Origin of the sequence: Cyclobacterium amurskyense, from assembly GCF_001050135.1 — a bacterium.
Classification (GTDB): domain Bacteria; phylum Bacteroidota; class Bacteroidia; order Cytophagales; family Cyclobacteriaceae; genus Cyclobacterium; species Cyclobacterium amurskyense.
Window position 1 is genome coordinate 1,933,882 of the sequence record NZ_CP012040.1, and the last position, 20,886, is coordinate 1,954,767.

A 20,886-nucleotide genomic window follows, 5' to 3' on the forward strand; every position below is an offset into this window, starting at 1 on the left:
ACGAAAAACTAAAAGGACTGAGGCCCATTAGAATTATAAGGCAATCCCTCGTACAAAACTATCTTCCAGAAAAAACCAAAAGAGCCCCGATACTGACCGAGGCTCCTTTGTAATCATTGTATACTAATTCTTTTATCAAAAAGAATAGGCCAGTCCTGCCCGTAACCAATAGCTTGTATATTGACTTCTGAACCTTATTCCATAGGCAACCGCCGGAATAAACTGGAAATTATCAGTCAAGAAAACCCTGGCTTTAAGCTGCAGCCTTGGTGCATGCGTCACTTTATTATAAGTTGCTCTATAAGTCACACCTTGGCTGGTTAATTCACTTAAAAGTTCGTGGGTCGTATGTCGCAAATAGGCCAATTCACCTGATAGGATAACTCTCTCAGACTGATGGAAGTCATAGCCCAAGCCCAAAGAAAAGGTAGACATATTAAAGTAATCCATTTCTTCGGGGTCCAAAAAAAAGACATTACCTTTTCCTTCGAAATTAAATTTTCCAAAGGATATATCTCCATAAAATCGATCATTGATGTACCGGGAATAACCAATTTCATAGCCCTTTGCAGACAAGTTCCCACCTGTAAACTTATCAGCTTCAATAAAAGAATAACCAAAATAAATGGTGTTTTTGGTATTTGTCTGAGCTTGGCTGGTATGTGCAAACAAAAAGACGGTTAATGCTAATAACAATAGATGTTTCATTATGTAATTAATTTTCTTCTAGTGAAAAATGGCTCTTATACTGTTAAACCTCCTGATAATAATCACAAATAAACTAATAATTTAGCCCAAAAAAAATGTTTATGACTTTCAGACAAAAAATACAGAGGAATGAGGTTTTGCAGACTACTAGTAGACAACTATTGAAAAAAAAATAAGAGAGCTTAAAGAAGCTACATCATATAATAACCTCTCCCAAAATATACTGTAAAAAGAATTTTATTATATATAATAGCAATAAAGGTATTAAAAGGGTAGTAACAAATCGGCATTGTACAGTCCACGCAAAATCAAATAATCTTTACTCTTTTAAAAGATAGGTGGCCTCAAAAAATTATTTTAGATTTGTGTTCTTACAAAGATCGATCCCCACATGCAAAGTGAAAAAATAAACCAGATTAAAGCTGAATTAGCAGCAGCAAAAGCCGAATCTGCAGAAGAATTAGAAGCTTTCAGAATGAGGTTTATAAGTAAAAAGAGCGTTATAGGTGCCCTTTTTGCTGAAATGAGAAACATTCCAAATGAACAGAAAAAAGCATTTGGACAGGAAGTCAATGAAGTAAAACAACTTGCTGAAGAAAAATTTAAAGCACTGATAGCTCAATCTGAAAGCGGCAGCCAAAAAAGAGCAAGTCTTGATCAAGACCTTACATTACCTCCTACTGTTTGGCCTGTTGGTGGAATCCACCCGCTCACAGCTGTGCGACAACGCATAGTCACCATCTTTGAGCGAATTGGCTTCAACCTTTCTGAAGGACCTGAAATTGAGGACGATTGGCACAACTTTACAGCATTGAATTTCCCTGAAAATCATCCAGCACGTGAAATGCAGGATACCTTTTTCATAGAGAAAAACCCTGATATTGCTTTAAGGACACATACCTCCTCTGTGCAGGTACGCGTAATGGAAAATGAAGCACCTCCAATTCGTACACTTTCTCCAGGAAGGGTATTTAGAAACGAAGCTATATCCGCCAGGGCCCATTGTATTTTTCATCAAGTAGAAGGTCTCTATGTAGATGAAAATGTTAGCTTTGCCGATTTGAAGCAGACACTTTTCCACTTTGCAAAAGAGATGTTTGGAAAAAACACACAAGTACGTTTCAGACCTTCCTTCTTTCCTTTCACCGAACCAAGTGCAGAAATTGACATCTCCTGTCAACTTTGCAATGGAAAAGGTTGCAATATTTGCAAAGGCAGTGGTTGGGTAGAAATTGGAGGTTCGGGTATGGTGGACCCCAATGTGCTTAAAAATTGTGGAATTGACCCTGAAAAATACACCGGATTTGCTTTTGGTATGGGCATAGAAAGAATTGCCATGCTTAAATATCAAATCAATGACCTAAGGTTATTTACAGAAAATGACATCCGCTTTCTCAGTCAATTTAGAGGCTTACTATAAATTATACTTGAAACATTGATCAGTACCTGCTAAAAATGAATTACCAGGTACTGATCAACTAATAAAATACGCTCTATTTGCAAAGCACCCAAAAATTAATAACTTTGATTGATGCACAAAAAACTATCATTAATTTCCTTAAAACGGAAATTGCAGGGAAATTGGAAAGCATTTCGCTTCAATTTAAGTGCGTCTAACAATCCTGCTTTTATTGGGTTTTACAAGCATCTATACAAGCCTAAAGAAGGAAGCCTAAGTGAATTTTTAAGCCTTTATTCAGGTACAAAAAAAGATGGTTTCACTGTAATACAGATAGGTGCCAATGATGGCATAACCCATGATCCTATACATAAATTTATAAAAAGAGACAATTGGTCAGGGGTATTGCTCGAACCTCTACCAGGTGTTTACCATCAATTCCTTAAGAAAATTTACGCCAAAAATAAGGGCATAAAGACAATCTGCGCAGCCATCGGAGAAGAAGATGGTATTCAGGAAATCTATAAAATTGGTTTTTCTAACATGCGCTGGGCTACCGGCCTTACTTCATTTTCCAAAGACAAAGTGCTAAAAGCCTTTGAAGATGGAATAGTGGCCTCCAATTGCAGGAAATTTGGTATTGAAATCCCAAAAGATAAAAGCAAATGGGTGGCACATGAAAATGTGCAGGTCATTTCACCGAAAAGTCTTATAAATAAGTACAAGCTAAAACAAATAGACCTATTGCAAATCGATGCGGAAGGTTATGACTTGGAGGTTATTCGCATTTTTGACATCGCACAAACTAAACCTAAAGCGATTATCTTTGAAAATGTGGGATTAAACGAAAAGGACTACGAGGCCTGCTTACAGCTATTAAAAGAGAACCAATATTCCACTCGGAAATTTGGTCCCAATACCTTGGCACTGAAATCACCAATTGATAGTACCTTCCAAAAATTCTTTAACTGATGAAAAAGGCATTGGTATCCATTGTCATCCCTTGTTACAATCAGGGAGCTTATCTTGAAGAAACCGTACAATCCGTATTGTCCTCCACCTATAGACCAATACAGATAATAATTGTTAATGATGGATCCAGTGATAACTCTTTGCAAATTGCCCAAAAGCTAAGCGAAAAACACAAAGAAATATCTGTATTGGACCAGCCCAACTCAGGAGTGGCCAAAGCCCGAAACACAGGGATCAAGGCTGCTTTAGGCAATTACATTTTACCCTTGGATGGTGATGACCTTATCTCTCCAGAATACTTGGAAAAAGCTGTGGAAACATTGGAACAGCAAGCAGAGGTAAAAGTAGTCTATTGCCAAGCTGTAAAATTCAACTCAACCTTACAAAAGCCATGGAAACTAAAGTCATTTAGCCGCAACAAACTAGCTAGAGACAACATGATTTTTGTGGCCGCACTTTTTAGAAAATCAGATTTTTTAGCCATTGGAGGATTTTCTGAAGACATGACCATGGGGCGTGAGGATTGGGAATTTTGGATCAAAATGTTAAAAGATGGAGGCGAAGTCATTCAACTTCCATTTATTGGTTTCTATTATAGGCTAACCCCACAGAGCAAAAGAAAGAAAACAGGCACCAACCAAAAGAAGAGAGAACGAATAGCATATTTAAATGCCCATCACCTGCCTTTCTTTGAACGCGAATTAAATGGTCCGCTTAGGTTTCAACGTACTTGGTCTAAACCTTACAATACCTTATTAAAGTGGCTTGGTAAGCTTTAGCGAAGGAAATACATTACTAAAAAGGCTTTCCTAGGCCCATCCATACCTAGACCAAACCAGGGCACACAAAACGGAACAAATGATTCTTTTGACAAATCACTAAAAAACGAATCAATAAATCAGAAAAACACAAGGCCATAATTTTGACATCGTATCTTTTGGTTTCAAGGGAAATAATCTTATATTCATCCTCGTAATAATTCCCTAATATGAAAGAAAAAATCAATTTTAGTCTGCACAGTTTAAGCCTCGTTATAGTTATTGGTCTTCTCGCTTGGTATTTCATTAGCACTGGAGTTACTGCCTCTACCGCATTCACCTACATGATCTTTGTCTTGATCGTCGTTGAAATCAGCAGCCTGGTATTAATTAGCGGCATTTATCCTGAAAGCCACACCTCCTTTAAAATTGGTATTATCGCTTCTCTATTTATACTCTTGGGTATCAAAATTATGATACCTTCGTTTTTTGTACCGATATCTGTAGCCTTAATTTCCGTTAACTTTATTTATAATTTTTACTCCAACAACAAAAGAAGGAAAGGTGCATTTAGAAGGAGAAAAAACAAAACTGCTCGATTTTAACCTTTATATTTATCTTCTCTGCATTGCTATAAGTGGGAATACAAAGAAAATCAGGTGTAAGCAAAGCTAAATCTTCACTAGAAAATGACCGCTTTCTAGACATCAACTGTCCACTACCGAACATCAAACAAGATTCATTGATCAGGTTTACAGCTACTTATATATTTTTTTTTAAAAAATAAGGCTGAATATTTTTCTCAAATTCTTCCTCAATTTTTTAAAAATTCCGACCGATACAATAGCAAATCACTGTACGCTTGTCCGAATTTGAAACACTTTTACTTTAGAAAGGGCTATAAAAAGTGTTGCATCCTCAGGTAAAAAAATTTATCCCTCTTTCCTATTGCCCTACAAATAATGAATTGGTACGCGCTTGGTATTAAATGTTGAAAAAGAAATCAACTTTAAACTGTACCAAGTCATGAAAACAATAACAACATTAATGCTCGTATTCGGTTTATCATTTTCAAGCTTTGCAATTGATAAAGGTTTAATGGAGGTTTCCTCTGTTGAAATCCAAGAACAAAGGTTTACTATTAATTTAGCCGAGGCCATAGGCCAAGTAAGGATTAGCATTTATGATCCGAATGGAAACATCATTAACAGAACCTTTTTTAAAGTAAGTGGCCCACAACGTATCCCTTTTAATTTAAGCCAAGTACCTGAAGGCCATTACAAAGTAATGCTAGAAACCAAGGATGAATCACGAAACTTCGATATTGCAAGTTATCGAAAAGTAGAAAAGAAAGTAATGGCCTATGCAAAAGCAATTGATGAAAACTCCTTTAACCTAAGAGTTCTAGGTATAACAGAACCCAACACTAAAGTGACCATTTACAGCGACAACCATAAGGTTCTCTTAAAGGATGAGATTACAGAAATGGGAGGTTTTTCAAAAAACTACCACCTTAAGTACTTAAAATTAAGTAAAATTTATCTTAAGGTGGAGAACGCAGAAGGAAAATCCAAGTTCTTGTATTTCAATTGATAAGAGCCTTAAAGCTAGAAGGGTTTATCCTTGAACACACAGAAAAGTCCTCAAACAGCCTAATTTACAACCGTTTGCAGAAACCCTTTAATAAAGTCAAAGGCTGTAATTTACGTCCCGTCTCGGAATCCGAGATAAAAGTCTCCTTAATAAAGACAGGGAGACTTTTTTAGTTTCTGAGGTAAGGCTCATTAAGGATTCACTTGTGTAAAATAAAACCTTAATGAGCGAATCAATTATTTCTTATTGATACTTTTCTATTAGGCCCTCTAGTTCTTCCTGACTCAATTGGCCGGTATGGAAATGTCTATCGCCGTTTGCAGATACAAACAAGGTAGCCGGAATGGCTCCTGACCAATCCTTTTTCAGCTTGCGTTTCCAATCCTTTTGTTCTTTTTCACTGAGTAACCATACGGTTGTTTTTATCTCATTTTTTTCTAAAAATGCCTGCACCCTATCTCGCCTCCGATCATCATCAAGTGACACAAATACCAAGCTAGTTCCTTCAGAATTATTAACCGTAGATTCAAAATAAGGCATTTCATGTATGCATGGCAAACACCAAGTGGCCCAAAAGTTATAAATTCTCAGATCTTCGGAAGGGGTTTCAATTTTGTTCTTGAAGTCTTCAAAATCGATGGTAATCATTGGGTCTGTTTCCACAAAACTCAAACCTAAAAAGAGAAACAAAACCTTAAATTTTAACAACATAGATAGTCAACTTTATTCAATTAACATTAATTATTTAATGTCTGATTAATATAATAAATAGATTGAGGAATTTGAGCCACCGACTTGGCCGATTCGTCTTCAATGATTAGGTAAGCTGTCCCTCCTTTTTTCGCCTGCTCAATAATTTCCTTTATGCCAACATCTCCTGTACCAAGTACCACATTTGAAGCATCGTCTCCTGTACCATCCGTTGTTCCTTTAGTACCAATTTTTCGGTCTTTCAAGTGCAATAGCGGGAATTTTTCGGGATGCGCTTTCAATATGGCCAATGGATCAGCTCCACCCATTTTTACCCAAAAAACATCCATTTCGAATTTAAAATCAGTTGCATTGTCCAACATATAATCAAACAATGTGCCGTTGCCATAAGGCTTGAATTCATAACCATGAGGGTGATAACAAAAGGTAATCCCTGCTGCTTTGGCCAATTTACCAAACCTGTTAAATACCTCAACTGCTTCTTTGGCATTTTGCTCTGTAAATTCTCCTGTATGGGGTATCCAAAAAGTTACAATATACTTAGAACCAAAGCTTTTTGCTTTTTCAATTACTGCCTCGGGGTCGGTGCCTATCTCCTCATAGGAACCACCTACACTTATCATTTGAAGTTCATACTTGGCCAACAATGCCTTGTATTTCTTATCACTCAAACCGTAAGTAGTACCACCTTCAATATAGCGGACGCCCCATTGTTGAATAATCTCATGGTATTTTTCAACATCCAGCTTCATTTGTTCTCTTAGGCTATAAAGCTGTAAACCTATCTCTTGTGCTTTTAAAGTGGCGACAAATGAAAAATTGACCACCAGGATTAAGAGGTATAAAATGCATGTTTTTTTCATGGGGCTTATCGTTTTAAGTAAAATAACGAAATCCCAGCATACAAACAAAAAAAAATCTTAAGGCATTGATTTTAAGAGAGCATTTAAACTATTCTTCCTTAAAACTATCCAAAACATACAAAAATATATTTAAAGAAAGCGTGGATACATCTTCAGATTCAGGAGCCTTTTGGCGCATGGCTATTTCCTTGTCACGAAGCAATACTTCTTTACTCTTCTTTTGCTTCTTGCTCACAACATTTGAATAACCAATAAATCTATTTTTCTTCTCTACAAAATTTTCATCTGTACTGATTTCCGTTTTAGCCAATTGCGTTTTTTGCTGAACAAAATTGTAAACGTTACCGGAATTATCCTGAGAAAAAGTATTGTGCGATATTAAACCGAAAAACAAAAACCCAAGGATAAAAGGTATATTTAAAAGGATCCGAATATTCTTTTGCAATATCATGGTTTTGTTTATTATAAGTCTCCGTATCAGGATTAACAAGTATTTGTAAATCAATGATACACAAATTTTTAATCTTTTACAAATGCCTCCAGAAAGAATAATTCTCCTTTTCACTACCGATAAAGTAATTTTACTATAATTTATACTTAGGAATAATAGCTATGGATATTAGTTTTAAATTTGCTTAAACACCAAAAGCTTAACCTAGTCTTACCAATGATGCAAGCCATCAACTTTCTTCAGTTCGCTTCTAAATTTGCCAAAAATTTTACCACTGGATCGGATGACTATATCCTATTGGATGTTGTCATTGACTCAAGAAAAATTCAATCCGGCAGCAAAACGCTTTTCGTAGCCTTGAATGGCTCCAGGTATTCCGGTTGGGAATTTGCAGAAGATGCCTATTCCAAAGGGGTTAGGAATTTTATCCTCCCTGAGGATTGTCCTGATCCTATTTTGAAAAGCCTGGAACAGGCAAATATTTTATTGTCCCCTTCTCCCTTGAGAGAACTTCAGGAATTGGCCCAACTAAATAGAGACAATTTTGCTGGTCCAGTAATTGGAATAACTGGGAGTAATGGTAAAACCATCGTTAAGGAATGGCTTGCTCAGGTACTTTCTTCCAAATACGACGTATGGAAAAGCCCCAAAAGCTACAATAGCCAGATTGGTGTTGCTCTTTCTTCCTTAGGAATTAGCCAACAACATCAGGTTGCCGTACTAGAGGCTGGAATTTCTGCCCCAAATGAAATGAATGCCTTGGCGCAAATCATTCAGCCTCAATTGGGAATATTCACCAATATTGGAAGTGCACATGATGAATATTTCCTTGATTCAACAGCCAAGATAAGGGAAAAATGCTTGCTCTTTAAAAATGTCAAATACTTGATTTATAGAAAAGATCAAAGTCTTCTAAGTCAATATTTGGAGAAAAACTTTGATCCATCCGTACTGGTCAGTTGGTCCGATGAGCCCGGGGGAGATTATGTTTTATCTATTAAACCTCATAACAACGGATCCAAAATTTTCCTGATAGGAAATGATTTTCAAACGCATACTTTCATCACACCTTTCAAAGACCAGGCTTCACTTGAAAATGTCAGACATGTCATCACAGCTGCCCTTAGCTTGGGAATGAAGCCGGATGTAATACAACAAGGCCTCGGGCTGCTTTTAGCTGTAGACATGAGGCTAACTCTAAAGTCAGGGATAAATGGCTCTAAGTTGATTGATGACAGCTACAACAATGATTTAGCCGGATTGGAAATAGCACTTGAATTCATGAGCCAGCAAATCACTACTACTGGGCGAAAGATCCTGATTTTGTCGGAAATGCAACAAGTAGGAAATGAAAAGGCTGTTTTTCAAAAAATCGCTTGGCTTCTAGAGCACTATGAAATTGATCTTTTTATTGGTGTAGGAAAAGGATACCTTGGCTTTCAATCCTTATTTACTCCTGAAAGTATATTTTATGATTCCACAGAAGTACTTTTAAAATCCCTAGACATATTATCGCTTTCCAATGACCTCATCCTTATAAAGGGGGCTAGAGCATTTCAATTTGAAAATATTGTTCAAAAGTTAGAAGCACTAGCTCATGAAACCATTTTAGAAATCAATTTAAACGCCCTTAGACATAACTTTATCCACTATCGCCAAAAACTTAAACCTGGCACCAAAATGATGGTCATGGTCAAAGCTTTCGCTTACGGTGGTGGAGCTGCAGAAATCGGAAATTACCTACAGGAAATTGGAGCCGATTATTTATCGGTGGCCTATACCGATGAGGGGGTATTCCTTAGAAACAATGGAATCACCTTACCTATTATGGTAATGAACCCAGGGAGTTATCACTTGGACTTACTATTGGATAAGGCCCTTGAACCGGTGGTTTACAACCTTGATCAATTGAAATCCTTGGCAGATGGACTAAAGGACATTACGGGCATGTTATCGGTTCACTTGGAATTGGATACCGGCATGCGTAGACTCGGCATGTCTGAAAATGATCTTGATGAGGCCATCAAAATTCTTCAACAGGCTGAAAATTTAAAAATTTCAGGAATCTTCACTCATTTGGCTGGTGCTGATGAAGCCGTACACGAAAGTTTTAGCTTACAGCAGCTGGCTTCATTTGAGCGATCTAGCAGTAAAATAATCCAAGAGACGGGTTGTCAACCCATTCGACATTGCCTCAACTCCGCAGGAATTATCCGTTATCCTAAATATTCCTTCGACATGGTCCGCTTAGGAATTGGGCTCTATGGCATTGAAGTCAATCAACTAGAACAAGACAAATTACAGCCGGCTATGACGCTTAAAACGGTGGTGTCTCAGGTAAAAAAGCTTAAAAAAGGAGAGACAATTGGCTATGGAAGAAAAGGAGAAATGGCGAATGAAGGAGAAGTAGCTACCCTGGCCATAGGTTATGCGGACGGATACGACAGGCGATTTAGCAATGGCAAGGCAAAAGTTTTAATTAAAGGACAAATGGCGCCAATTATTGGCAATGTTTGCATGGACATGTGCATGGTAGACGTTACTGGCCTCCAGGTTACGGAAGGCGATGTGGCCATACTTTTCGGTAACAAACCATCGATTATCGAACTTGCTGCTAATATTGGCACTATTCCTTATGAGCTGCTAACTGGAATAGGGCCAAGAGTAAAGCGACAATACATATTGGATTGAGGCAAATGCCAAATTCATGTTAAACTGATCTTAATTTGGATAATATTTTGTTTATTTGTCATTTATATTGATGGTGCTTGTACCCTATAGTTAATGAACCATATCTCACTGAAATCAATCTTTCTGTTTTTTCTTGTGTTGTCTAGCTTTTCTTGTGAAAATGTGCTCGAAGAAGAAATCGTAATCTATAATAACGATTTCTCCACAGCAGATCTTAATTCAATAGAAAACGGTAGACTATTTGTTTTCAATGGAGACACCGTCTTAGGCTATTACAATGATGAGGAAGTTTTATTGAACCTGGCCTCTTTGCCTAAGCACAACACTATCAAGGTCACCATAGATCTTCTTCTTCATGACAGTTGGGATGGGAATCCTGAGAATGTGGGCGGACCGGATTACTGGTATTTGGAATTGGATGGGCAATCAGTTCTCCATACAACATTTTCGAATTCTCCTTGCGAATCCACCTACTGTCTCTACCAGTCTTACCCAGCCAATTACCCTAGATTTAACGAACCAAAAACCGAAGCTTTAAGAACTGATTTGCCGGGAAGGTGCCAGTATAAAAATTCTAATGGCTGGACAAGTCTCTACAGAATCACTAAAATAATCAGCCATAAGAGCAATCAACTCTCCATCACCTTGGGAGACGACCTTAAACAAGAAAATACGCCTGAACCGATTTGTGATGAAAGTTGGTCTGTATCTAGCATCCAGGTTAGCACCTTGACAATAAATTGAATCCGGCATGAGCAAAAAGCACCTTTTTTATTTACAAATTACCTTTTGGGCATGTTTTATTTGTTTGACTTCCCAAACAAAGGTTCTGTCGCAAAGCATAGGATTGAATTATCCGATCTATGATGATTATATGCGAAGGCAGCAGCTACTAGGCAACCTGTCAGCGGAAAGCAGCTTTATGATTCGTCCCCTCTATCCTACCGAAGCATTTAATAAAAGCAACCCATTCGCTTTGGAAGAGAATAAGGTAGCTCCAGATTTAAATTCAACGGATATTAAAAAGTCCAAATTCGTGACCTTACCAGCCATGCTCAAAAGCAGGTACAATAGTAAGCTCCCTTTTGGCATTAATGACGTTCAGATGATTCCAAACAAAGGAACCCAATTCAATGCTAGTGTGGGTTTTTATTTTGAACATGGGCCACTAACCATTCAATTCCAACCGGAAGTTTTGCATGCTGAAAACCAAGATTTCACAGGTTTCCCCCTTGAACATTGGGGAAGCACATGGTTACAGTATTTTGAATGGATCAATACCTCCGATATTCCTGAAAGATTTGATCAGGGTCCGGTCACCAAACTGTCTTTAGGACAATCCAGTATTCGTTACAACTATAAGGACTATTCTATAGGTATTTCTAACGAAAACCTTTGGTGGGGACCGGGAAGAAAGGCTTCTTTGCTCATGAGTAACAATGCACCAGGCTTTCTACACCTTACTTTAAATACACGAAAACCTGTTAAAACAATTTTGGGTAATTTTGAGGGACAGATAATTGCAGGCCAACTTAGGTCTTCAGGAGTAGATCCCGTCAATTCCGATTACATCTATACAAACACCCCACTTTACGTGGTCAAAAGACCTGACGAGGACTGGCGTTACCTATCAGGGCTTGCCCTTACCTACCAACCTAAATGGCTCCCAGGTTTATTTTTAGGCTTTAGCAGTGTTTCTCAAATGTATCATACAGACCTGAGTCAATTTGCTGATTACCTACCTGTATTTAATGGCGAAAAAGGCCCTGAGAGTATAAGCAAACCCAATGTAGACAAAAGGAATCAGCTTAGTTCAGGATATTTCAGGTGGATAGACACAAATGGTCATTTTGAGTTTTATGGAGAGTATGGCAGCAATGGTAATAGTCGAAGCTTGAATGACTTCCTAATTAACCCAGACAAAAACAGGGCTTTTCTTTTTGGATTTACAAATTTAATCCCTCTAAAAAAGGAGGACGAATTCCTGCAAATGGGCATGGAAATCACACAAACAGGTCAAACGGTTAGAGAAGAAATTCTCGCTAGAAATAGCTGGTATACCCACCCTTACGTAAGACATGGGTATACCCATAAAGGACAGGTTTTAGGTTTTGGTTATGGCCCAGGTAGCAATACCATTTCGATTGACATGGCCTGGGTAAAAAAATACAATCGCCTCGGGTTTGAGTTTGAATACATCAATCACAATAACGATTTCTATTACAAACGTTTTGAATCAATTAAGGACTTACGTAGAAAATACGTAGACATAGTACCTGCACTGATTGGAGAATGGAGATTTGATAATGTTTTATTGTCAGCCAATTTCAAATACCTCACCTCATTAAACTATAAGTGGTACTTGGAAAATGATCCTGAAGATTATTTTATTCCAGGACTGGACAAAACTAGCTTTGTGGGAAATATTGGTATTACCTATCTCATGAAATAAGCCTGTTGTCTACTTTTTTTGGTTAAACCCGGATTATGTAATAGAATGTCTATTTCATATTTCGGGTTAAATCATAGTACGCATGCTCCTTGACTTTACATGGTAAACACTTAGCCTGTATACTTTTATCGAAGCCTATAGACAAATTTTAGCCTCACTCTATGCTGGCATCAATTTCTAAGATGCTTTTTAAAATGAGCTCACAAGCTTCTAGAAAAAAAGGTTGATGGATATTTTCAAATAAATCTGAAGGTTGGTGATAATCCTCGTGATCATCCACTCCAAAATAAATAAAGGGGATGCCTTTTTTATGGAAAGGGCCATGATCGGAAGCATTGGTCCAGTCAAGCTGCCCTTTCTCTCCATCATTCCCTAAAACCAACTGAATGGGCGAGCGCTTGCCCACCTTTTCAAGATAAGGTATAAATTGTGGGTAAAACGTGGTACCCACAGCATACAGCGTATTGTTTTCACTTCGGCTGATCATGTCCATATTTACTACCAATTTAATCTGCTTTAAAGGAAAGGGGAAGTCTTGCAGTAAAGCTTTAGCACCTACTAGGCCCATTTCCTCAGCATCAGTAACAGCAAAGAGTATAGAATGCAAAGGCCTGTTCTCCATAAAATAAGCGGCCATATTCAACAAGGCGGCGGTTCCTGAGGCATTGTCATCTGCCCCATTGTAAATTTTGTCCCCTTTTTTTCCCAAATGGTCATAATGAGCCATTAAAAGAATTATTTTGGACGACTCCGTGCCTGGTATAAAACCGATAAGGTTACTTCCCTCATCCAGACTTTCATCATCTCCTTCTAAAGCGAAGCTTTGCGTGTACATGGGGTATTGACTGGTCAGTTTAAGTGCTTCAAATCGTTCAATAATATGGGCAGCAGCCAATTTATTCCCCTCTGTATTTGTAGCTCTTCCTTCCAATTGATCTGATGAAAGGTACCTTATGTCCTCCATCAAGGTTTGCTTGTCAATTTTTTGGGCCTTTGACAAGAGTGGTAAATAACAAAAAAGTAATAAAATTAAGTAGGTAATCGTTTTCATAACGAAAGATTTTACAATGGCTTGTGTATATTCGTGAAAATACTAAACTTTCAGATGTGGATTTGACTTTGTTTATAAAATATATTTCTTTGACAGGGCTGATATGTTTTTTTTCGCTAGCAGGCTTTGCTCAACCAACACCTGTCGGTCAATTTTTAGATGGTAAATCGGTGATTTTGGTTTCCGCTGCTACTTCCGCAACTCCTCCAGTCAATTGGCAAGGTCTGGCAGAAGAAATCCACCCTGCATTTGTGGCAGCTGGGGGAGATCCGGTAGCCTACTATGAACTGGAAGAAGTCATTTTATCTGATGCCATTAAAAACGCATATGCCAATCACTTTATAACAAGGCAAATCAAAAACATCGTTTTACTTATCAGAAAAGAAGATGGTCGTATGTTTTGTCATATATTTCCCTTCTCAGGTAATGGTAACATTATCGCGCCTGGCAATAATTGGTCCGCAAATGCTAACAATAAGGATCAACTCAAAGAACAAATCCAAGCTATAGGTGCAAACAAAAGAAGTGAGAATTTCTTAGTAATAAATGTTCCTGAATACCCTGCCATACCAGGACTGGAGAGCAACTCCAATAATAGTGGTTATATTCAAGCGGCTCCTTTAAACCTTGATGTTTTCAAACTGGGGATTTTACTGACTGGTGCCGCTGGGAATGAGAGCTATCTCAACACTTTCCGCCAGGACATTTATGGTAAGGAAGAAAACCAAGTATTGGCAGAGCAAAAGGCACAAAGAGAAGGTCTAGAACAAGTCTTCAAAGCGGAATACCCTTTTCAAACCGAATTCCTAACCACTGCCAAATCGAACCAACAATTAATCAGCGAAAAAGTCCAGTTTATCCTCATGAAACAAGAAGGTCGAGAAGCTGATCTGATGAGGAGTATGGGAGTCCCCTTGGAAGCTAGCCAAAACCCAGAAAGAATTGTAGTAAAATATTACATCCGTTTCTTAGTAAGGAATGAATTGTACATAGGAGAAAAATGGGATGCTTCACCGGATTGGAGACAAGCTCTGAAAAGCTTTTTGAATCAAATTACTCCTTAAACCAAAAAAATAGGCCGCTTTCTATTCATTGATGAAATCACTTTCTGAACAATGCCATCACCTTGCCTAATGTACTTCAGGTAAAAAGGCAATAAAAAGAGGCAGATCCAAAGGACCTACCTCCACATTTAGATGTAGCAGATTTCATTTAGGGTGATAAACAACTTCTCTACTTATCCAATTAAAAATTTATTTATCAATGGAGCCCATTACCCTTTTTAAAAAGGCATTCATGGCCTCCTTTTTATCCATCCCCTCCTCCTTGATCATTTTTTGAACTTCCAGGGAGCCATACAAGTTTGAAAGCAATTCTCCCATAACGTCCAATTCCTCATCCTTCAAAGTACTTATCTCCGTCATTGATTCCAGGAGTTCAATGGTTTCTACCACCCAGTCCTCATCATTCTCTTCAATAAAACCCAGTACATGCTTAATTATCGGCAACCTCATTGATCAATGTTTTTAAAGCGTCTTCTTTATTTGTCTGTATTTGATTTACGAGTGTTCCTCCATTAAAGACCGCGAAAGTCGGCAGGTTGTTCACTTCGGCTAATTTTCTGGATTCCGGTAGCTTCTCTGCATCCACATATAAAAAGGTAATCCCATCGTATTCTTTACTTAACCTTTTCATTTTGGGTTTCATAATTCTACAGTTGCCACACCAAGTAGCACCATATTGAACCACTACCTTTTCATTGTCTTTAATGACTTGTCCTAAATTATCTGATTCTAATTCTTGTAGCATAAAACTTTTGGTTTAATTATAAATCAAAGATAGATACTATTAATAATAAAATCCAATTGATAATATCTATGAGTCATTGCGTTTATTAATAGAACTCCTTTTTAAGGAAGGGAATAAGGGCCAATGACAAGGCCTGCTGATAATAATCTGCCCTACTGATAACCCCATTAGTAAGGATGCCTACAGCTCCTCCATTTTCTTTGGAGTTTCTTTGCCTAAACAATTTGTCATCTGCTTCTCCCAGTTCCATTCCTTCGCTTACCATTTTATTTATGGCTTCTGGAAGAAAAAAAGACGCGGTCTTGGCTTTCCCTATAGTATTCTCATTATTCAGTATGACCATCCATGCAAAAGCAACCATTTGCTCACCAACATGATCAACTCCTCCTTCTATACCCACCCAAAAATCCGCTTCTGGAAAAGCATTTTTGGAGGCAAAGGCCCGGTTATAGGCCCCCGTATAAGTTTCTACATCCCCCATGGGCTGAGCACTAACTTTAGAGTCAACATTCAGACCCTGAACAATAAAACTATCATCAAATATATTAGAGAAAGCATTTTCAGAACTCTTAATTTTCACAGGATTTTTACTGCCTACAATTACTAATTTCTGTCTTTTTTGTTCCTGTAAATTTCTTCTTTTCGGGAATGCCATTATGTGAATTAAATTTGAAAATACCTGGTTTAGGACATGTTGTGGTAAACGTGGTTTACATCATCGTCCTCTTCTATCCGCTCTATCATTTTGTTGATGTCGGCTTCTTGTTCACTAGTGAGTTCGGTAGTAGACATTGGAAAGCGTTGCATTTCTGCACTTATGACCTCTACTCCTTTGTCTTCAAGTGCTTTTTGCATGTTACCAAAATCCTCAAAGGCAGTATAGACAAAGATCTCACCTTCATTCTCATCAATATCTTCCAAACCAAAATCAATCAATTCCAATTCCAGTTCTTCCAAATCATAATCAGCTTTTAAAAATCGGAATACAGCTTTGTGTTCAAACATAAAGCTTACAGAACCAGTGGTGCCCAAAGAGCCTCCAGCTTTGGAAAAATAATGTCTCACATTGGCTACAGTTCTGTTGATATTGTCAGTTGAGGTTTCAACGATTACAGCTATGCCATGGGGACCATATCCCTCGTAGACAACTTCTTCGTAATCTTTTTCATCCTTATTACTAGCCCTCGCGATAGCAGCTTCTATCCTGTCCTTAGGCATTGATGCGCCCTTGGCATTCTGTATAACTGTCTTTAATTTTGTGTTATTAGATGGGTCAGGTCCGCCAGCCTTTACAGCCATAACGATTTCCTTGCCCAAGCGTGTAAACACTTTGGACATTTGATTCCATCTTTTGAATTTTCTTTCTTTTCTAAATTCAAATGCTCTTCCCATAAGTTTTTATTTTTCCGGTTTGTAAAAATAAATAAATTTTTCGATAGGACTAACATACCAACAAAACTAAGCATGAGTATTCCAATTTTAAGGTTTTGGGTAATTGTTGAACTATGGCCCACGATATACGTTTTATTTCTAGGTAATACAACCTCATTTAAAAGTTTTTAGTAATGGACCAAGCTCTTCCAAACCTTCCCGAATTATCTCTTCCAAGAATTGTAGTCATAGGTGCAGGATTTGCTGGCCTCAAATTGGCCAGGGAATTAAAAAACAAGGACTACCAAGTGATATTATTGGACAAGAACAACTATCACCAATTTCAACCCCTATTCTATCAGGTAGCCACTGCAGGTCTGGAACCAAGTGCCATCTCCTTTCCTTTAAGGAAGGTTTTTCACAATACACCAAATGTAACCTTCCGAATGGCGGAAGCACAAAGAATCGATCAAAGTAAAAATCGCCTTTATACTGACATTGGCTATATTGATTATGATTACCTGATTCTGGCCATGGGAGCAGACACCAATTACTTTGGAATGAAAAATATAATGGACAACAGCGTTCCCATGAAGTCTGTTTCTGAAGCTTTGTTTATACGAAACAAAATCATTTCAAACTATGAAAGGGCCATCAACATCGCTGATATTGAAAAGAGAAAAGCATTGATGAATGTAGTAATAGTAGGCGGTGGACCAACAGGGGTTGAGTTAGCAGGTGCCATGGCTGAGCTAAGAAACAAAGTTTTCCCAAAGGACTATCCACAGCTTAACTTTGAAAACATGAAGGTCGTTTTGATAGAAGCAGGGCCTTCTCTTCTAGCAGGCATGTCGTCATCTTCAGGGCAGAAAGCTAAAGAGTACCTGGAAAGCCTTAAAGTAAAAGTCATGCTTCAAACTGCGGTAGAAGATTATGATGGTCTAAATGTTATTATCAAAGGTGAATCAGGTATTCAAACGAACACCTTGCTTTGGGCGGCAGGAATAAAGCCCAATGGCATTGAAGGTATTTTGGACGTTCAAAAGTTCAAGAATGGCCGCTTACTTGTAGATGAATACAACCTTGTGAAAGATGCGAGCAACATATATGCCCTTGGGGACCTTTGTTTGCAACAACTGCCCGATTACCCTAAAGGACACCCACAGGTAGCCCAAGTAGCCATTCAGCAAGCGGATAACTTGGCAAAAAACTTTCTGGCCAAACTAAAAGACAAACCATCAAAAGCCTTTAAGTACAAAGACCTTGGCAGAATGGCTACTGTAGGAAGAAAGCTTGCTGTGGTTGATCTACCTTTTATGAAACTTCAGGGTGTACTTGCTTGGCTTATTTGGTTATTTGTTCACCTAATGGCCATCCTTGGTGTAAAAAACAGAATATTTATCTTCCTTGATTGGTCTTGGAACTACCTGGCTTTCGATCCTTCATTAAGGTTACTTATCAGACCTACCTACGTGAAACCCAAAGACAGAGAAGAGTTAGTAGAAGATAAAAATTAAGGCGTTTAATATTTTTAACATTCCTTAACACCTGAACATTAAACCTGTACAGTTACTTCTGGTCTAACAGCTATACAAACCAAAAACGGTAACAAATATGAAAAAGGTAATAATGATTTGTGCACTGGTAGTAGCTACCGTGGTGCACGTACAAGCACAAAGACAAGGCGACAGAGAAATTAATCCAGAGAAAATGGCCGAAAGGATGACCCAAAGGATGGATGAGAAACTAGACCTTACTGAAGAGCAGGAAAAACAAATCAACGCTTTATTTCTTGAGCAAGCCAATAGTCGAAAAGAATCTCAAAAAGAAAATAGAGAAGAAATGAAGGCGGCAAGGGAAGCACACCAGCAAAAACTGGAAGCCATCCTTACCCCTGAGCAGAAAGAAAAATGGGAAGCTGAACAAAAAGAAGGAAGGTCCCAAATGCGTAAAAAAAGAGGAGGAAGGCAAGGAGGAGGTGAGTAATTTCCCTTTAAAGGAAAGAATACCGGAGTTTAATCCTCCTTTGCAATAAACGAAGCCAAGGCACTACCTGCAATACCCGATAGTTATTATTGGTTATTAACGGAAAACATGCCTTGGCTTTTTTATGCCTTCTCCTATTTTCCTGTAATTTTGAAGCATCTATGAAACAGGCCATTATTGTATTTCAAAAATTTCCTGCGCCAGGAAAAGTAAAAACTCGCCTTGCGGCTACTATCGGCAATGATAAAGCCGTTTATATTTATACCTATTTGTTAAACTACACGCATCAATTGTTGACAACAATACCAGCAGATACCTTGGTATTTCATGAAGGGACTATCAATAAAACCGAATATCCTGGCAACAATTATTATTTTTTTCCTCAGGAAGGAAATAACCTGGGAGATAAAATGTACAATGCCTTTTCTAAAGCTTTCGAAGAAAATTACGATCAGGTTTTAATTATTGGAACTGATTGTCTGGAGCTTAAGAATAGTCATATTGAGGAAGCTTTAAGCAGTTTGGACAAGAATGATTTGGTCTTAGGACCAGCCAAAGATGGAGGCTACTACCTGATAGGACTAAATAAAAACGATCCCCGCTTGTTTGAAAACATCCAATGGAGTACAGAATCAGTATTTGCGGAAACAATGAATATTGCCAAGATGCTTCAACTTAAAGTACATCTTTTAGAAAGGTTAAATGATATCGATGAGTATTCGGACCTCAGTGAGCAACTCAAAAAGCTTATTTCAATCAAAGATCCCAATTAGGAGGGCTACCACAACCAATGCAACCGAAAATAGTAAATATCAAAGACAAGCATCTGCTAGGCATAAGTTGCCGTATGAGCGTGAATAACAATAAAACTCCTGAACTTTGGAAAAAGTTTATGAGCATCCTACACACAATCTCGAGCAACAAACCACAGGAGTTCATCGCATTGCAAGTGTATGAAGCCTCCTACTTTTCTTCCGCCTTTGATCCTTCAAAGGAATTTGACCAGTGGGCATGTATGGAGGTAGAAAATGGCAAAGAAATACACCAAGAGCTAACACCGTTTTTGTTAAAAGGAGGGCTGTTCGCAGTGTTTAATTATAAAGGACCAAGTACAGACCATAGCGTCTTTGAATACATCTACGGAACCTGGATTCCCGAATCCCAATTCCAATTGGATGACAGGCCTCACTTTCAGGTGATGGGAGAAAAATATAGCAACAACTCCCCTTCTTCAGAAGAGGAAATCTGGATTCCACTTCGAAGAAAATAATACTTTTCACGTATCATGAACAGGGATTAGACAATAAAACCACCCAATTCTATATGGAAATATTATAATATAAAAGACAATTAGAGGACTTGAAATGAAAAGCTCATTTAATGGATCTACCGGTTTAAATTAAAACAGAGTAATCAAATTATATTCTTTTCGATTATAGCTGGTAACAGGAATACAAATACTCGATAATAAAGGACTACAAGTTTTGGTGATTTCCAAAATTTGCCTGCTACTTTTAAATGCTAAACTTACAGCTGTATATTCTACAACATCTAATTCTGAAAGACCTTCAATATCTTCATAAAGCTCCTCCCCTAAGTTAAAAAGCCTGCTTTCTTCATTCAATACCAACTCATTCCCTTCCAAAACATAATTCCCCATCAAATAAATGGAATAACCCAAAATTTGATTGGTTTCAGGGTCTTTGAAAGTTATGCTTCTATAATACTTTCCGTCTAAATCAAACACATAGGTATCTACTTTGTTCAAGTCCTGATTTTCAAGATAAAAATAGTTTTCCCAATTGCCATAAAGGTTTTGGGCTTCGATGACCTCCTCCTCTACACAGCTTATCCATAAGAAGAATAATGGTAGAATGAGAAAAATGTGGTACTTTTTCATAATATATGAGTTTCTTTCTTAGTTTAAGACGCACTTCTTGTTCATTTCGTCTCAGAATAAAATAAAAGCTTAATTGTGAATAAAATGCTTCAACTAAGTTTTTTCATTTTCGGAGCTACCTTTCAATTCAAATTAAATTTCTTACATTCAAACATTGACAAAAGCTTTTTG

23 protein-coding genes are annotated in these 20,886 nt (G+C 37.8%); 13 read left to right on the forward strand and 10 right to left on the reverse strand.

Annotation, left to right across the window (positions count from 1 at the left end; translation table 11 throughout):
- Positions 1-135 precede the first annotated feature (135 nt).
- Positions 136-708 (reverse strand): hypothetical protein, encoded by a 573-nt coding sequence (locus tag CA2015_RS07875; protein ID WP_048641420.1) that lies wholly within the window; start codon positions 706-708, stop codon positions 136-138.
- A 391-nt stretch (positions 709-1,099) separates the two neighbouring features.
- On the opposite strand from CA2015_RS07875, the gene pheS reads away from it, so the two are divergent.
- From pheS to CA2015_RS07900, 5 genes are all read left to right on the forward strand, one after another.
- Entirely contained in the window at positions 1,100-2,128 is a 1,029-nt protein-coding gene (pheS, locus tag CA2015_RS07880) for a phenylalanine--tRNA ligase subunit alpha (protein WP_048641421.1), read from the forward strand.
- A gap of 111 nt (positions 2,129-2,239) precedes the next feature.
- The gene (locus CA2015_RS07885) at positions 2,240-3,079 is read left to right on the forward strand and encodes an FkbM family methyltransferase (RefSeq protein WP_048641422.1); all 840 of its coding nucleotides are present in this window, start codon (positions 2,240-2,242) and stop codon (positions 3,077-3,079) included.
- Positions 3,079-3,858: a glycosyltransferase family 2 protein gene (locus tag CA2015_RS07890; protein WP_048641423.1), complete on the forward strand. Its 780-nt coding sequence runs from the start codon at positions 3,079-3,081 to the stop codon at positions 3,856-3,858. Before CA2015_RS07885 ends, CA2015_RS07890 begins: the two co-directional genes overlap by 1 nt.
- A 209-nt stretch (positions 3,859-4,067) precedes the next feature.
- Entirely contained in the window at positions 4,068-4,442 is a 375-nt protein-coding gene (locus tag CA2015_RS07895) for a hypothetical protein (RefSeq protein WP_048641424.1), read from the forward strand.
- Between the two features lie 421 nt (positions 4,443-4,863).
- Entirely contained in the window at positions 4,864-5,430 is a 567-nt protein-coding gene (locus tag CA2015_RS07900) for a DUF3244 domain-containing protein (protein WP_157470377.1), read from the forward strand.
- Between the two features lie 243 nt (positions 5,431-5,673).
- On the opposite strand, the gene CA2015_RS07905 is transcribed toward CA2015_RS07900, so the two are convergent.
- From CA2015_RS07905 to CA2015_RS07915, 3 genes are all read right to left on the reverse strand, one after another.
- Positions 5,674-6,141, reverse strand: coding sequence for a TlpA family protein disulfide reductase (locus CA2015_RS07905; protein WP_048641426.1), 468 nt, complete (start codon positions 6,139-6,141; stop codon positions 5,674-5,676).
- 26 nt (positions 6,142-6,167) lie between these two features.
- Complete coding sequence (locus tag CA2015_RS07910) at positions 6,168-7,004, reverse strand: sugar phosphate isomerase/epimerase family protein (protein ID WP_048641427.1); 837 nt, start codon at positions 7,002-7,004, stop codon at positions 6,168-6,170.
- 88 nt (positions 7,005-7,092) lie between these two features.
- Positions 7,093-7,455 (reverse strand): hypothetical protein, encoded by a 363-nt coding sequence (locus CA2015_RS07915; protein WP_048641428.1) that lies wholly within the window; start codon positions 7,453-7,455, stop codon positions 7,093-7,095.
- Between the two features lie 216 nt (positions 7,456-7,671).
- On the opposite strand from CA2015_RS07915, the gene CA2015_RS07920 reads away from it, so the two are divergent.
- The 3 genes from CA2015_RS07920 (at position 7,672) to CA2015_RS07930 (ending at position 12,598) form a co-directional block, all read left to right on the forward strand.
- On the forward strand, positions 7,672-10,146 hold the full coding sequence (locus CA2015_RS07920) for a bifunctional UDP-N-acetylmuramoyl-tripeptide:D-alanyl-D-alanine ligase/alanine racemase (RefSeq protein ID WP_053086660.1): 2,475 nt from the start codon (positions 7,672-7,674) through the stop codon (positions 10,144-10,146).
- A 93-nt stretch (positions 10,147-10,239) separates the two neighbouring features.
- Positions 10,240-10,890, forward strand: a complete 651-nt coding sequence (locus CA2015_RS07925; protein WP_048641429.1) for a hypothetical protein — start codon at positions 10,240-10,242, stop codon at positions 10,888-10,890.
- Positions 10,891-10,897: 7 nt separating this feature from the next.
- Positions 10,898-12,598 carry a capsule assembly Wzi family protein gene (locus CA2015_RS07930; protein ID WP_053086661.1) on the forward strand — a complete coding sequence of 567 codons (1,701 nt, stop codon included), beginning with the start codon at positions 10,898-10,900 and terminating at the stop codon, positions 12,596-12,598.
- 154 nt (positions 12,599-12,752) lie between these two features.
- On the opposite strand, the gene CA2015_RS07935 is transcribed toward CA2015_RS07930, so the two are convergent.
- Positions 12,753-13,649 (reverse strand): M28 family peptidase, encoded by an 897-nt coding sequence (locus tag CA2015_RS07935; RefSeq protein WP_048641430.1) that lies wholly within the window; start codon positions 13,647-13,649, stop codon positions 12,753-12,755.
- 89 nt (positions 13,650-13,738) lie between these two features.
- Here CA2015_RS07935 and CA2015_RS07940 point away from each other — a divergent pair, with 89 nt between their 5' ends.
- Positions 13,739-14,713: an NTPase gene (locus tag CA2015_RS07940; RefSeq protein ID WP_240477944.1), complete on the forward strand. Its 975-nt coding sequence runs from the start codon at positions 13,739-13,741 to the stop codon at positions 14,711-14,713.
- Between the two features lie 189 nt (positions 14,714-14,902).
- On the opposite strand, the gene CA2015_RS07945 is transcribed toward CA2015_RS07940, so the two are convergent.
- The 4 genes from CA2015_RS07945 to CA2015_RS07960 all read right to left on the reverse strand — a co-directional run bounded on the left by CA2015_RS07945 (position 14,903) and on the right by CA2015_RS07960 (position 16,850).
- Positions 14,903-15,163, reverse strand: a complete 261-nt coding sequence (locus tag CA2015_RS07945; protein WP_048641431.1) for a DUF6952 family protein — start codon at positions 15,161-15,163, stop codon at positions 14,903-14,905.
- Complete coding sequence (locus CA2015_RS07950) at positions 15,144-15,458, reverse strand: thioredoxin family protein (protein ID WP_048641432.1); 315 nt, start codon at positions 15,456-15,458, stop codon at positions 15,144-15,146. The genes CA2015_RS07945 and CA2015_RS07950 overlap by 20 nt, the downstream gene beginning before the upstream one ends.
- An 85-nt stretch (positions 15,459-15,543) precedes the next feature.
- The gene (yjjX, locus tag CA2015_RS07955) at positions 15,544-16,113 is read right to left on the reverse strand and encodes an inosine/xanthosine triphosphatase (protein WP_048641433.1); all 570 of its coding nucleotides are present in this window, start codon (positions 16,111-16,113) and stop codon (positions 15,544-15,546) included.
- Positions 16,114-16,142: 29 nt separating this feature from the next.
- Positions 16,143-16,850, reverse strand: coding sequence for a YebC/PmpR family DNA-binding transcriptional regulator (locus CA2015_RS07960; RefSeq protein ID WP_048641434.1), 708 nt, complete (start codon positions 16,848-16,850; stop codon positions 16,143-16,145).
- 173 nt (positions 16,851-17,023) lie between these two features.
- Here CA2015_RS07960 and CA2015_RS07965 point away from each other — a divergent pair, with 173 nt between their 5' ends.
- From CA2015_RS07965 to CA2015_RS07980, 4 genes are all read left to right on the forward strand, one after another.
- Positions 17,024-18,346, forward strand: a complete 1,323-nt coding sequence (locus CA2015_RS07965) for an NAD(P)/FAD-dependent oxidoreductase (RefSeq protein ID WP_048641435.1) — start codon at positions 17,024-17,026, stop codon at positions 18,344-18,346.
- Positions 18,347-18,443: 97 nt separating this feature from the next.
- Entirely contained in the window at positions 18,444-18,815 is a 372-nt protein-coding gene (locus CA2015_RS07970; protein WP_157470379.1) for a DUF4890 domain-containing protein, read from the forward strand.
- Between the two features lie 161 nt (positions 18,816-18,976).
- Positions 18,977-19,588: a TIGR04282 family arsenosugar biosynthesis glycosyltransferase gene (locus CA2015_RS07975; RefSeq protein WP_048641437.1), complete on the forward strand. Its 612-nt coding sequence runs from the start codon at positions 18,977-18,979 to the stop codon at positions 19,586-19,588.
- 17 nt (positions 19,589-19,605) lie between these two features.
- Positions 19,606-20,085 carry a GyrI-like domain-containing protein gene (locus tag CA2015_RS07980; RefSeq protein ID WP_048641438.1) on the forward strand — a complete coding sequence of 160 codons (480 nt, stop codon included), beginning with the start codon at positions 19,606-19,608 and terminating at the stop codon, positions 20,083-20,085.
- Between the two features lie 129 nt (positions 20,086-20,214).
- On the opposite strand, the gene CA2015_RS07985 is transcribed toward CA2015_RS07980, so the two are convergent.
- Entirely contained in the window at positions 20,215-20,715 is a 501-nt protein-coding gene (locus tag CA2015_RS07985) for a hypothetical protein (protein WP_048641439.1), read from the reverse strand.
- Between the last annotated feature and the right edge of the window lie 171 nt (positions 20,716-20,886).